The sequence below is a fragment of the uncultured Fibrobacter sp. genome (assembly GCF_947166265.1).
In the GTDB taxonomy this organism is placed as follows: Bacteria; Fibrobacterota; Fibrobacteria; order Fibrobacterales; family Fibrobacteraceae; genus Fibrobacter.
Genome location: NZ_CAMVDO010000034.1, coordinates 1 through 12,925 on the forward strand (window position 1 = coordinate 1; position 12,925 = coordinate 12,925).

General features: G+C 52.0%; 11 protein-coding genes. 6 read left to right on the top strand and 5 right to left on the bottom strand.

Features of this window, described 5'->3' with window-relative positions; translation table 11 throughout:
* Nucleotides 1-320 precede the first annotated feature (320 nt).
* Nucleotides 321-2,579: a formate C-acetyltransferase gene (pflB, locus tag Q0W37_RS12770; protein WP_297701938.1), complete on the top strand. Its 2,259-nt coding sequence runs from the start codon at nucleotides 321-323 to the stop codon at nucleotides 2,577-2,579.
* Nucleotides 2,580-2,760: 181 nt separating this feature from the next.
* Here pflB and Q0W37_RS12775 read toward each other — a convergent pair whose 3' ends face one another.
* Nucleotides 2,761-3,816 (bottom strand): family 16 glycosylhydrolase, encoded by a 1,056-nt coding sequence (locus Q0W37_RS12775; protein ID WP_297701939.1) that lies wholly within the window; start codon nucleotides 3,814-3,816, stop codon nucleotides 2,761-2,763.
* Nucleotides 3,817-3,986: 170 nt separating this feature from the next.
* Between Q0W37_RS12775 and pflA the strand changes: the two genes are divergently transcribed.
* Complete coding sequence (gene pflA, locus Q0W37_RS12780; RefSeq protein ID WP_297701940.1) at nucleotides 3,987-4,727, top strand: pyruvate formate-lyase-activating protein; 741 nt, start codon at nucleotides 3,987-3,989, stop codon at nucleotides 4,725-4,727.
* Nucleotides 4,728-4,908: 181 nt separating this feature from the next.
* Here the strand turns inward: pflA and Q0W37_RS12785 are convergent, their stop codons facing one another.
* Complete coding sequence (locus tag Q0W37_RS12785; RefSeq protein WP_297701941.1) at nucleotides 4,909-6,111, bottom strand: type II secretion system F family protein; 1,203 nt, start codon at nucleotides 6,109-6,111, stop codon at nucleotides 4,909-4,911.
* A 3-nt stretch (nucleotides 6,112-6,114) separates the two neighbouring features.
* The gene (locus tag Q0W37_RS12790; protein WP_297701942.1) at nucleotides 6,115-7,182 is read right to left on the bottom strand and encodes a type IV pilus twitching motility protein PilT; all 1,068 of its coding nucleotides are present in this window, start codon (nucleotides 7,180-7,182) and stop codon (nucleotides 6,115-6,117) included.
* Between the two features lie 106 nt (nucleotides 7,183-7,288).
* Here Q0W37_RS12790 and Q0W37_RS12795 point away from each other — a divergent pair, with 106 nt between their 5' ends.
* On the top strand, nucleotides 7,289-7,825 hold the full coding sequence (locus tag Q0W37_RS12795) for a TlpA disulfide reductase family protein (RefSeq protein ID WP_297701943.1): 537 nt from the start codon (nucleotides 7,289-7,291) through the stop codon (nucleotides 7,823-7,825).
* Between the two features lie 14 nt (nucleotides 7,826-7,839).
* Here the strand turns inward: Q0W37_RS12795 and epmA are convergent, their stop codons facing one another.
* Both epmA and Q0W37_RS12805 read right to left on the bottom strand, forming a co-directional pair.
* Nucleotides 7,840-8,790 carry an EF-P lysine aminoacylase EpmA gene (epmA, locus tag Q0W37_RS12800; RefSeq protein ID WP_297701944.1) on the bottom strand — a complete coding sequence of 317 codons (951 nt, stop codon included), beginning with the start codon at nucleotides 8,788-8,790 and terminating at the stop codon, nucleotides 7,840-7,842.
* A 33-nt stretch (nucleotides 8,791-8,823) separates the two neighbouring features.
* Nucleotides 8,824-10,221, bottom strand: a complete 1,398-nt coding sequence (locus Q0W37_RS12805; protein WP_297701945.1) for an FISUMP domain-containing protein — start codon at nucleotides 10,219-10,221, stop codon at nucleotides 8,824-8,826.
* Between the two features lie 195 nt (nucleotides 10,222-10,416).
* Here Q0W37_RS12805 and Q0W37_RS12810 point away from each other — a divergent pair, with 195 nt between their 5' ends.
* Genes Q0W37_RS12810 through dtd form a run of 3 tightly spaced genes read left to right on the top strand, consistent with a single transcriptional unit; the run spans nucleotide 10,417 to nucleotide 12,924 of the window.
* The gene (locus Q0W37_RS12810; protein ID WP_297701946.1) at nucleotides 10,417-11,643 is read left to right on the top strand and encodes an aminotransferase class V-fold PLP-dependent enzyme; all 1,227 of its coding nucleotides are present in this window, start codon (nucleotides 10,417-10,419) and stop codon (nucleotides 11,641-11,643) included.
* An 11-nt stretch (nucleotides 11,644-11,654) separates the two neighbouring features.
* Nucleotides 11,655-12,488, top strand: coding sequence for a ThiF family adenylyltransferase (locus Q0W37_RS12815; RefSeq protein WP_072809449.1), 834 nt, complete (start codon nucleotides 11,655-11,657; stop codon nucleotides 12,486-12,488).
* A gap of 1 nt (nucleotide 12,489) precedes the next feature.
* Entirely contained in the window at nucleotides 12,490-12,924 is a 435-nt protein-coding gene (gene dtd, locus Q0W37_RS12820) for a D-aminoacyl-tRNA deacylase (protein ID WP_297701947.1), read from the top strand.
* Nucleotide 12,925: the final 1 nt, after the last annotated feature.

Below are 12,925 nucleotides of genomic sequence, written 5' to 3' on the forward strand. Positions count from 1 at the left end.
ATTGAAAGCCATAAATTCCTCGAAAGCTGTGTCCAACTTTCGGGGTTCACTTCACGCCTAGGGCGCTGCCCTAAAACCCGGAATTCGCGTCCATTGCACCCGCGAGGCAGTCTCTAACTTATTGATAGGCGCAGAATTAGGACTTTTACAAAAAACGTATTTTGTAAAACTAACCGAGATGAAAGTAAAATATAGTCCACAAAACACCTTTGGACGCACTCCCTATTTTTCTATATTTGTTTCCAAAATTTAAAACAGCAACAGAAAGACTCGGCTGCCCAAATTTATGGCGTTGGAAGGTCGAGCAAAGAAGGAATAACATGAGCGAAGCATGGAAAGGCTTTACCGGCGGACTCTGGCAAGACGAGATCAACGTCCGCGACTTTATTCAACGCAACTACACTGCCTACGAAGGCGGCAAGGAATTTTTGGCGGGTCCGACCGACGCGACCGAAAAGCTCTGGGGTGAACTCCAGAAGCTGCAGGCCGAAGAACGCAAGAAGGGCGGCGTACTCGATATGGACACCGATATCGTTTCGGGCATCACGAGCCATAAGCCCGGCTATATCAGCGAAAGCCTCAAGGACCTTGAAAAGGTCGTGGGCCTGCAGACCGACAAGCCGCTGAAGCGCGCCTTCATGCCGTTCGGCGGAATTAAGATGGCCGAAGAATCCTGCCAGCAGTACGGCTACACTCCGAGTGCCGAACTCCACAAGATTTTTACCGACTACCACAAGACCCACAACCAAGCTGTGTTCGACTGCTACACTCCGGAAATCCGCGCCGTGCGCAAGGCTCACTTGCTGACCGGTCTTCCGGACACTTACGGTCGTGGCCGTATCGTGGGTGACTACCGTCGTGTAGCCCTTTACGGCATCGACTACATCATCCAGCAGAAGCAGAACGACCTCGCTCACGTGGGTGACGGCACCATGACCGACGACGTGATTCGCCTGCGCGAAGAAGTCGCCGAACAGATCAAGGCCCTCAAGGCTATGAAGGTGATGGCTGCTAGCTACGGTTTCGACATTTCGAAGCCGGCAACGAACGCCCGCGAAGCCTTCCAGTGGCTCTACTTCGGCTACCTCTCTGCCATCAAGACGCAGAACGGTGCCGCCATGAGCGTCGGCCGCATTTCGACCTTCCTCGACATCTATATCGAACGTGACCTCAAGAACGGCACGCTCACTGAAAGCGAAGCTCAGGAACTCGTGGACCACATGGTCATGAAGTTCCGTATGGTCAAGTTTGCCCGTATTGAATCTTACAACCAGCTCTTCAGCGGCGACCCGGTGTGGGCCACCCTCGAAGTCGGCGGTATGGGCCAGGATGGCCGCCCGATGGTTACCAAGAACGACTTCCGCTTCTTGCACACCCTCGAAAACATGGGCCCGTCTCCGGAACCCAACCTCACCGTTCTCTACACCAAGCGCCTCCCTGAAAACTTCAAGGAATACGCCGCCTTCATTTCTGTGACGACCAGCTCGATCCAGTACGAAAACGACGACGTGATGCGCCCGATTTGGGGTGACGACTACAGCATCTGCTGCTGCGTGTCCGCAACGCAGACCGGTAAGGAAATGCAGTTCTTCGGCGCTCGTGCAAACCTCGCCAAGGCTCTCCTCTATGCGATCAACGGCGGCAAGGACGAAGAAGGCGGTCTGGTGCCCGGCATGCAAATTGGTCCGGAACTCGCCCCGATTACCGGCGACGTGCTGAACTACGACGAAGTGATGCACAAGTACGACATGATGCTCGAATGGCTCGCAGGTATCTACGTGAACACGCTGAACCTGATCCACTACATGCACGACAAGTACTACTACGAAGCCGCTGAACTCGCCCTTATCGATACCGACGTGCGCCGCACGTTTGCAACGGGTATCGCAGGATTTAGCCACGTGGTCGACAGCCTCTGCGCCATCAAGTACGCCAAGGTCTCCGTCGTTCGCGGCGAAAACGGCCTCGTGAAGGACTTCAAGATCGAAGGCGACTTCCCGAAGTACGGCAACGACGACGACCGCGCCGACGAAATCGCAGTCTGGCTCCTCAAGGAATTCATCGCGAAGATCAAGAAGCACCACACCTACCGCGGTGCAGAACCGACCACGTCGATTCTTACGATTACCAGTAACGTTGTTTACGGCAAGGCCACGGGCGCACTCCCTGACGGTCGTCCGGCTCACGCCCCGTTCGCTCCCGGCGCAAACCCGAGCTACGGAGCCGAAAAGAACGGTCTCCTGGCCTCGCTCAACTCTGTCGCCAAGCTCCCGTATGAATACGCGCTCGACGGCATCAGCAACACGCAGACCATCAGCCCGAACGCTCTCGGCCACAGCGACGTGGAACGCTCGCAGAAGCTCGTGACCGTGATGGACGGCTACTTCGAACAGGGCGCACACCACCTGAACGTGAACGTGTTCGGTGTTGAAAAGCTCCTCGATGCACAGGCCCATCCGGAAAAGCCCGAATACGCGAACTTCACCATCCGCGTTTCCGGCTATGCCGTCAAGTTCCTCTCGCTCACGAAGGAACAGCAGGACGACGTGATCAGCCGCACCTGCCACGGAGTGTTGTAATAGCGCATTAAGAATATAAGCCCGCTCCGTTTGGAGCGGGTTTTATTTTACGAAAAAAACGTCCCGGATAAATCCGGGACGTTTTGCTTTATGGAGGAGAACAAAGGTTTAGTCATTAGCCAAGATAAACACCTCAAAATCATTGGCTAATGACTGGAGGTTTCTTACGGGACCGCAATTGTTACGGTGCCGCAACCTCTTCACGGGTCATCATCAGCTTGCAGTAGCCATCTTCCACGACAACATTGTCACGGGAGAGCATGACCTTTTCCATTTCCCAGTCGCCAGCAGTCCAATGTTCAGACAAGCTAGAGCCTTCAAAATCATCCTGCCAAAGTACCGTAAATCCCTTGGTCGCTTCGTCGTAAGAGTAGACACGCACATAGTCAATCCACTGGATCTGCGGACCATCGGCAAGTTCGTCACCGGTGAACAAGCCCACCCATGCAGCCGAATTTGCAGCCCACAGGTTGAAACGGAGAGTTTCGGTCTTCGTCAAGAAAGCCACCTGGTCAGCATCAGCATGAGTGCCGTGAGTCATGCCAAGCGTATCGCGACGAACTTCGACGCTGTCGATTTCCCATGCAACATATTCCGGCGTCCAAATCATCGAGAACAAGTGGAAATCTTCTGTTGCATCGAAACCGAATTCATGGAGCGGCTTGCTTTCGGAAGAAGTGTTCGCCTTGATGGTTTCATCACCTTCGCGAGTAATGATGTTGGACTGCCATTTCGTGCCACCCTTGCCAAGCACTTCGATATCGATTTCGTTCCACGGTTCTACGCCCTTCTTCCAGGAATCATCGTAGTAAAGGAACATGGAGCTCACGGAACCCGGAATCGACACCATCTTCATGCGGGCTTCGAAACGGCCATACTTGAACTGGTCCACACCGGAAAGTTCCGCACCGTAGTACTTGTAAGTTTTCGGGGTCGGCGGAGTTACCGTGGAATCGCCGGCGGGATTGTTATTCGGGTCATCCGGATTGGGAAGCGGATCTTCGGCAGGATTCGTCGAATCAGGGAGAGCAGACGATTCGCTCGAAAGAACATCGGCAGATTCGCTAGAAAGAATTGTCGTAGAGTCAGTCGACTGGCTAGAAGCCGGATCTACAGCTTCGGTAGAATTCGAGCTGGTCGGAACTTCGTTTTCAGCAGCAGCCGGGCTAGAGCTGTCGTCGGAGCACGCGGCAAACAGGCCAAGTGCAATAATCGGGAGAATGAATTTCGTTTTCATGACGTACCTCGTTTCTTTGTTTTTAAATATACCTTCACTTGAAAGGCCGCGTTAGCGTCCAAAACACAAATCAGACACTAGTGTATCAACCGTATTTTATCACCAAATTTTCGAAGTTACGCTTCGCCCCCGACAGTCCACCACTCCACCTCATTTTTTAAATTTGAACCATGCTCGGAAAAATCAACAAACTAGAGACATTTGGCTCCGTAGACGGCCCCGGAGTACGATTCGTCGTATTCATGCAGGGTTGCCCCATGCGCTGCAAGTTCTGCCACAATCCCGAAACTTGGGACTTCAAGGGCGACAAAGCAGGAGCATTCGACATTTCTGCCGAAGACCTTTTAAAGAAGGCGCTCCGCTACAAAAGCTACTGGGGAAAAGACGGAGGAATCACCGTCAGCGGCGGCGAACCGCTTGCGCAAATTGACTTTCTCATAGAATTTTTCGAAGCAGCAAAAGCCGCAGGCGTAAACACCTGCATCGACACATCGGGCGTAAACTTTGTACGTAACGAGCCTTATTTTGGCAGGTTCAATCGACTTATGCAAAGTACAGACCTGCTGCTTGTAGACATCAAGAACATCGACCCTGCCGAGCACAAGGAACTCACCGGACACGACAACAAGAACATTCTCGACATGTTCCGTTACCTTGACGAAATCGGGAAACCCATCTGGATTCGCCACGTACTCGTCCCCGGAATGAGTGACAACGACGAACTTTTGAACCGCACCCATAATTTCATACAAACGCTCAGCAACGTTCAAAAGGTCGAGATTCTCCCCTACCACGCTCTCGCCCTCGCCAAGTATCAGGAACTCGGCATCGACTACGTGCTGAAAGACGTCAAATCTCCCTCCGCGGAACGAGTCGCAAACGCGAAGAAAATTTTAGGAATACTCCCGTAACAGTAGGAAGTAAAAATGGCAGCCTTAAGGCCGCCATTTTTTCATTGTTTAAAACCAGATTTCGTCCAGAATCGAGATTTTGTCGAAAGGCAAGCTAGGCGAGGCGCCTTGCCGGCCGTAGCGTATTGATAATACGTGAGGCCGGGGGCAACGAAGCATCGCGCCGGCTTTCGGCAAAATATCACCCTTTGACGGCGTCGCCCATGGAGAACATCGGCATGTACATGGCGATTAGGAGACCACCGACTGCACCGCCGAGGAACACGATGATAATCGGTTCCATCATACCCACCACGGCGTCCACTGCGGCATCCACTTCTTCATCGTAGAAGTCCGCGAGTTTCAGAAGCATTCCGCCCAGGTTACCGGTCTTTTCACCCACGCCCGTCATCTGAATCACCATGGGCGGGAAAAGTCCCGTTTCAGCCATCGGGTCTGCGATGCTCTTACCACCGGCAATACCGATGGATATCTTGTTGATGCCCTTTTCCACTACTTTATTCGTAACAGTCGAGGCCACCACCTTCAGGGAATCCATAATGGACACACCGGCGTTCAACAAGGTTCCAAGCGTACGCGCAAAACTTGCCGTCGTAGACTTAATCTGAAGGTCGCCTAGCTTTGGCACCTTTAGCATAAAGCCGTCAAATGCGAACTTTGCCGCGGGCACACGCATAGCAAGCTTAAAGCCCACCACCAAGAGTATCGCACCAACAAACAGGAACGCACCATTATCACGAATAAAGTCAGAAATGCCCATCACCGCCTGAGTCGGCGCCGGGAGTTCAGCATCAAGTGCAGCAAACTGTTCTGCGAATGTCGGCACCACGAACGTCATAAGGGCGATCACCACCAAGATACCCACAATAACAAGCATCACCGGATAGGTCAGCGCCTTTTTTACCTTACGCTTCAGGCGTTCGTTGTTTTCAAGGGTTTCGGCCAAACGCGCCAAGATACCATCCAAGATACCGCCCGCTTCACCGGCAGCCACCATGTTCGTATACAAGGTAGAGAACACCTTCGGGTGTTGAGCAAGCGCATCGGCAAGCGACGAACCACCGTTGATCGACTGCGTAATCTTGTGGATCACGGTTTTCAGTTCAGGGTTTTCGCACTGGTTTTCCAGAATGGTCAGGCACTGCAACATCGGAAGACCGGCAGAGCTCATCGACGAAAACATTCGGGTAAAACGAGCGATGTCCGCAGGCTTGATTCCCGAACCAATCTTGATCTTGATTTCTGTCGGCTTCTTCTTCAGGTTCTGAATCACTAGGCGACGGCGCAAAAGAAGGGCTTCAGCCTCTGCCTTGTCCTTCGCCTCGATCGTACCCTCGAAGTTGTTTCCCTGCGCATTTTGCGCCTTGTACAAAAACTCAGCCATAAATTACACGCCTTCCTTCACAAACAACTGTTCCAGCTGGTCGGGGCTCGGAGAACGAGCGAGAGCATCGAAACGGTCGACCTTGTGATTCTTCACCAGGTCGCAAAGACACATGTTCATCGTGTTCATGCCAAACTTCTGACCAATTTCAATCATCGATTCAATCTGGTGCACCTTGTCGTCGCGGATAAGGGCGCGGATACCCGGCGTCACGTTCATCACTTCGTAAGCCATCACGCGGCCACCGCCAATGCGCGGCATCAGCGTCTGGCATATCACGCCTTGCAGCACAAAGGAAAGCTGGGTACGTACGGTCTGCTGTTCGCCTTTCGGGAAAGCGTCCACCACACGGTTGATGGTCTGTACGCAGGAATTGGTATGGAGCGTTGCAAAAGTCAAGTGACCCGTTTCAGCAATGGTAAGCGCAGAACGGATAGTTTCAAGGTCACGCATTTCGCCGATAAGCACCACGTCAGGGTCCTGACGGAGCGCCATCTTCAAGGCCTGGGCAAAACTCGTGGTATCACTACCGACTTCACGCTGGTTAATCATGCACCCCTGGTGCTTGTGCAAGAATTCGATCGGGTCTTCCACCGTCAGAATATGGTCGTGACGTTCCTTGTTAATCTTGTCGATCATGGCAGCCAAGGTCGTCGACTTACCCGAACCCGTAGCCCCCGTCACCAGCACCAGACCCGACGGACGCGTCGTGAACTCGGCCATAATCTTCGGAAGGCCCAAATCCTTAAAGGTCTTAATTTCAAGGGGAATGATACGGAGCGCAAGCGCCACGCAACCGCGCTGCAAATAGGCGTTCGCACGGAAACGGGCCAGGTTTGCAATACCGAAAGAAAAGTCGCATTCCTTCTGCTGTTCGAAAGTCTTCTTCTGACCTTCGTTCATCAGACTGTAGGTCATGCGCATGGTTTCGTCCGGTTTAAGCTTGTCTTCACCAATCGGGGTAAGCTTACCGGAAAGACGAATAAGCGGAGGCGAACCTGCCGTAATATGCAAGTCAGAAGCTCCACGCTGGACCATTTCAGAAAGAAGATCTTGAATATTGTATGCCATATTAGAGAATATAACTTAAAATTCCACGACCAGAACAATCATTTTTTACGTTTTTTCGAAAAAATCGCTATTTTAAGGCCATAAAACGCATTTTTCGGCAAAAATAATGAGCTTCAAACAAGAAAAAGTCGTACGCCTCGCCACCCTCACCGCAGGGATCGCCCTATTTTCGCTACAGGCGCTTTCTCTTGGCGGCTGCAGACAGGACTATTTCCAGACCATCCCCACCCATATCGACAATTTCAAAGGCATACTCGTTAACGGAGACACCTCCAGTTACCAAGCTCAAAAGGGGACCGCAACATTCATCGTGCTTACCGCCTCATGGTGCCCAGGCTGCCGTGCAGAACTTCCGCAGCTCCAAAAACTGGACAGCAAATTTGCCGGTAAAGGATTCAGGATTATCCTTATCAGCGAAGACGACACCCCTCAAGAAGCGGCCAATTTCAACCAGAGGATGAACATCCCCTGGACCACCTTCCACTGGAACTACGACATGATGAATAAACTCGGAAATCCTGGCGTCATTCCCGTGACATACCTTGTGAACGCACAGGACAGCATCGTGAAAGTCGACGCCGGCGGATTCGACGAAAAAGAGATGAAATTTCTAATAAAAAATTTGTTAGAAATTAAGAATTAATTTTTCATTCTTCATTACGCTATCGGGCTCGGAAAAAGAATCACGTCCTTGATTTCTTCTTTCCCCATCGCAAGCATAAAGAGACGGTCTAGGCCAAGTGCCACGCCAGAGCAGGCAGGCATTCCCGATTCGAGAGCTTCCAGAAAATTTTCATCGATCGGCGGCTGGGGTTTATTCATGCCGCGACGAATTTCAAGGTCGGCAGCGAATCGCCTACGCTGTTCCGCAGCATCCGTAAGTTCCGTATACCCGTTGCAGAGTTCCACCTGGTCTACAAAAAGTTCAAAGCGGCGTGCCCAAGTATAGCCGTCTTCACCCACGTAGGTCTGCGCAAGAGCGGCTTGCGACTGTGGATAATCCAGAATAAATTCGGGACCATTTTTTGCAAGAGCCGGTTCCACAGCAAAGACCATCAGGTAATCCCACCAGTCCTCGCGGGACATCGCCGTCCCTTCGGCAGGAAGCGGAATATCGCGAGAAGTACATGCTGCGGCAAATTCATCGTCAGACGCAGTAAGCGGATTTACCCCAGCATAATTCTTGAACGCATCAATCCAGCGCGTACGGCGGGCATTGATCGGATATCCTATGATTTCGGAAACGAGCGATTCCACTTCGTCCATCAGCTTTTCTTGCGGCATACCGACACGGTACCACTCGACCATGCTGAATTCGTTGTTGTGATGCGCCCCAAATTCATCCTTGCGGAAAGATTTCGTAATCTGAAAAATATCGCCAAAGCCAGCCGCCAACAAGCGCTTCATATGAAATTCAGGACTCGTCATCATATAGTGGCACCCCTCGACTTCGAAGTAATCCAGTTGAGGATCGGTACCGCCCGCATTCGAAAGCGTCGGAGTTTCAACTTCGAGAACTCCGCGAGAAACAAAGAATGCGCGGACCTTATTCATCAAGGCTTGACGCTTTACCCAAGATTCACGAGAACAAGTAGGCTTAAAGGACATAACGACGAAGGGAGAATATTAAGAATTAATTCTTCATTTTTCATTGTCCACGACGCAGCGGACAGCGAGAGAGAATTTTTTATCAACCGGAATCGTAGACACGTCCTTGTCGGTACTGAACATGGAGCGAGCAATTCCTCGACCATCGCCGACATCCTTGCTAGTCCAGAAATAGGCACCCTCGCCCTGAATGACCGATATGCCGTTCTTATTTGCATAGCCGCCAAACATCACCGTAAACGCATATTCGTCAGAACCATTGCTACGAAGTTTTTCGGCAGCCTCGTTAGCTCCACCGGCATAAATTTCGAGCATTTTCCAATCGTCATCGGTAGAAAGGTGAGTTCCTTCGGGGCATGCCACGAGTGCCGCATCCTGCGTGTACAAGCGTCCATAAACCTTGCAGTTGTCCTCTTCACGGTCATAGCACATCGACTTTTCCTCGATGGCATAGTTCAAGTTCTGAACAAACCAGCGAGTTCCATTGATGTTCTTGACCTTGTATTTCTGCCCATCGCGACTATCTTCAAACGTTTCAAATACAGGGCAACGCGTTTCAAAGCCCTTCTGCGAAAGAATCGAATCTACCGCGGATTGCCAGGCCGTACAGAATCGGAAAAGTTCATCGCCCGGAAGAGCAGACTTTTCCGCCTTGTGCTTATCGGCCCAACGCCCGACATACGCAAGATTCACCACCGCCGTATCCGGAATCGACAAAGCACGAGCGTTATTCTGTATCATAACGGCATACTTTTCCGCCGTCGTTTTCTGGGTTTTCCAATAGCCTTCCAATAGGCCCTTGCGCAACTTTTCGTACAAGGGCGAAGGCATCGAAACCATAACCGTCGTATCGATAAAGTGTTCCGGCCTAATTTCACACGTTTCTTCATGAAGGATGTCATGCATATTAAGCGCCTGTTCAAAGCACTCTTCCATACAAGCCTCGCGAGCCTTTCCCTTTTTCTTGGGACATGGCACCCAAATGCTCGTATCGACAGGAACCTTCACCGGTTTTGCATAGGCTTTTGTCCGTAGTGCAGACTTCACCACGATATCCAGCAAATCGAGAGCTTTTACGTTTCCCGCTTCGCCTTCATTGAGCAAGTAAGAAATCACCTCGGTACATGCATCCATCGCCTTCGCATTGGCACACGCCTTAATTCCGTAACCATACGAAAATTGAGAAGGGCAGTTCGCAAACGATTCGTAAGGCATAGACCTGAAAATTTTTTCGTAGACGGTCACAGCATCTTCCGGAGAAAGTTTTCCACAATAAATTTCTTCGGCTTCACCTTTCTTGACCATTTTTTGCGCAGCAATCACATCGCCCGCATCGATTGCATCGCGTAGATCCTGTTGAGCAAAAGTCGCAGAAACAAGACCTATTGCAAGCACATAGGCTAGCGCAAAAGTATTTCTAAAAATTTTCATTTAACCCTCACACATATCATTCGAAACAAATATACAAAAAGACGAATGGAGAAACGAGGCGTCAGGTTTCAGGGATCAGTTCATCAGCAATCATCCTAAACGCATTTCAAATAGGCCACAGAATATAGCTAGCCATAAAACAATCATATAGCCCAGTGCGAAAAAAATCTTTTTACATTTTCTATATTTGGGCCCATGATTGATGCCGAAAAAATCCGTAGCGAATTTCCAATGCTTGTCGCTGGCGATAAAGATGCAAAACCGCTCGCCTTCCTCGACAGCACGGCCACCACGCAAAAGCCTGACTGCGTGATTGACGTGATGAATGACTTTTACCGCGAACACTATAGCTCCGTGAAGCGCGGCGTGTACCGTCTGAGCGCCCGCACCACCGAAGCATTTGAGAAGACTCGCAAGAATGTCGCGAAATTCATTAACGCAAAGAGCGAAGACGAAATCGTGTTCACCCGCGGCACCACCGAAAGCATCAATCTGGTGGCGTGGAGTTACGGTCGCAAGTTCTTCGAAGCGGGCGACGAGATTCTGATTAGCGGACTCGAGCATCACGCTAACATCGTGAGCTGGCAAATTGTCGCCGAAATGAAGGGCGCCAAGATCAAGGTCATCCCGGTTCTCGATAGCGGCGATTTGGACCTGAGCAAGCTCCCCGAGCTTTTGAATGCGCGCACCAAGATGGTGGCCGTCGCCCACGTGAGCAACTCCGTCGGCACCGTGAACCCGATTGCAGAAATTATCGCAACAGTGCGCAAGCTCGCCCCGCAGGCAAAGATTTTGATTGACGCCGCCCAGAGTTCAAGCCACATCAAGATTGACGTGCAAAAGCTGGACTGCGATTTTCTCGCCTTCAGCGGACACAAGATGTATGGCCCGACAGGCGTGGGCGTACTCTACGGCAAGTACGAAGTTCTCGACAGCATGCCCCCCTGGCACGGCGGTGGCGAAATGATCAAGAACGTGACCTTCGAAAAGACGACTTACGCCGACGTTCCCGCCCGTTTCGAGGCTGGCACGCCCATGATCGCCGAAGTCATCGGCCTCGGCAAGGCCATCGAATGGATCAATGCGGTTGGCATCGAGAACATCCGCAAGCACGAAGAAGAAATTACGCAGTACGCCTTGGAACAGCTCACGCAGATTCCGCAAGTGAAAGTTCTCGGGAACCCGAAGGAACGCGGCGCCCTCATCAGCATTACGCTTGACGGAATCGCCGTCAGCGACGCCGCCATGATTCTCGACGAAGAAAACGTGGCTGTCCGCAGCGGGCACCACTGCGCCCAACCCGTCATGGACCGCTTCGGCGTCGACGCCACGCTTCGTTTGAGTTTCGGCGCGTATACCCTGAAGCGCGACATCGACCGCTTTATCGCAGGCATCAAGCGCGTTCTCCGACTCTTCGGTTAACCGGGACTCGTATGGGAATCGAGAAAGGCATCTTTAACCGCACATCGCTCCTGCTCGGAGACGACGTGATGGGCGACATCTACCAGAAGCGCGTCATCATCTTCGGTCTCGGCGGAGTCGGCAGCTGGTGCGCCGAAAGCCTGGTGCGTTCCGGCATCAAGGAACTCGTGCTCGTCGATTCTGACCGCGTGTGCGTCACCAACGTGAACCGCCAACTGATGGCCACCACGAAAACCGTGGGGCAAGTCAAGGTGGACGTGCTGAAAAATCGCCTACTCGAAATCAACCCGCACGCCAACATCGTAGCACTCCAAGACATCTACGAAGAAGCGAATACGGACAAATTCCAACTAGACACCTTCGACTACATCATCGATGCCATCGACAGCCTCGAAAACAAGATGCAGCTGTTGTGGCACGCCACGCGCACCAAGGCCACGGTATTTTCCTCCATGGGGGCAGCCCTCAAGATGGACCCCACACGAATCAAGGTCGCCGAATTCTGGAAAGTCGCCGGTTGCCCGCTCGCCCGCGCCCTGCGCGACAAGTTCAAGAAAAAGAAAATGGCTCTCAAGAAAAAAGTGCTGTGCGTCTACAGCGACGAACTCCTGAAGAACCGCGGCAAGAATTCCTCTTGCGGAACGGACGCCTGCATGTGCCCCAAGGTGCGCCACGAAAGGAGCGAAGCCGAACTCCAGAATGCAAACCTGGTCGATCACGAATGGTGCAGCAGTAAGGCGCAAATCAACGGCACCATGGCACACTCCACCGCTATTTTTGGATTCATGATTGCGGGCCTCGTGATGCAGGACATCTACAAGAAGGCATTGGCTAGCGCGGAGTAATATGAAATTCTTAATTCAGCGAGTATTGAACGCCCAGGTGGATATCGCAGGCGACACTGTCGGAAAAATCGGCAAGGGCTACATGATTCTTATCGGCGTGGGCGAAGACGACACCAAGGAAATAGCCGACAGGCTTATCCGCAAGATGCTTGCGCTCCGCATCTTCGCCGACGAAAACGGCAAGACGAATCTTTCCATCAAGGATGTGGGCGGCGAGCTCCTGCTCGTCTCGCAGTTCACGCTATACGCGAACTGCAACAAGGGCAACCGTCCGACCTTCAATGGGGCAGGCAACCCGACCTTAGCCAATGAACTCTACGAATACATCACCGCGGAATGCAAGAAAGAAATACCCGTCGTACAGACAGGGAAATTCGGCGCCGATATGCAGGTGAGTCTCACCAACGACGGCCCGTTCACGATAATGTTGGAATAAG

Coding starts and splice junctions, on each gene's coding strand:
- pflB (WP_297701938.1), top strand. CDS start 321: ATGAGCGAAGCATGGAAAGGCTTTACCGGCGGACTCTGGCAAGACGAG.
- Q0W37_RS12775 (WP_297701939.1), bottom strand. CDS start 3,816: ATGAAAACGAAATTCATTCTCCCGATTATTGCACTTGGCCTGTTTGCC.
- pflA (WP_297701940.1), top strand. CDS start 3,987: ATGCTCGGAAAAATCAACAAACTAGAGACATTTGGCTCCGTAGACGGC.
- Q0W37_RS12785 (WP_297701941.1), bottom strand. CDS start 6,111: ATGGCTGAGTTTTTGTACAAGGCGCAAAATGCGCAGGGAAACAACTTC.
- Q0W37_RS12790 (WP_297701942.1), bottom strand. CDS start 7,182: ATGGCATACAATATTCAAGATCTTCTTTCTGAAATGGTCCAGCGTGGA.
- Q0W37_RS12795 (WP_297701943.1), top strand. CDS start 7,289: ATGAGCTTCAAACAAGAAAAAGTCGTACGCCTCGCCACCCTCACCGCA.
- epmA (WP_297701944.1), bottom strand. CDS start 8,790: ATGTCCTTTAAGCCTACTTGTTCTCGTGAATCTTGGGTAAAGCGTCAA.
- Q0W37_RS12805 (WP_297701945.1), bottom strand. CDS start 10,221: ATGAAAATTTTTAGAAATACTTTTGCGCTAGCCTATGTGCTTGCAATA.
- Q0W37_RS12810 (WP_297701946.1), top strand. CDS start 10,417: ATGATTGATGCCGAAAAAATCCGTAGCGAATTTCCAATGCTTGTCGCT.
- Q0W37_RS12815 (WP_072809449.1), top strand. CDS start 11,655: ATGGGAATCGAGAAAGGCATCTTTAACCGCACATCGCTCCTGCTCGGA.
- dtd (WP_297701947.1), top strand. CDS start 12,490: ATGAAATTCTTAATTCAGCGAGTATTGAACGCCCAGGTGGATATCGCA.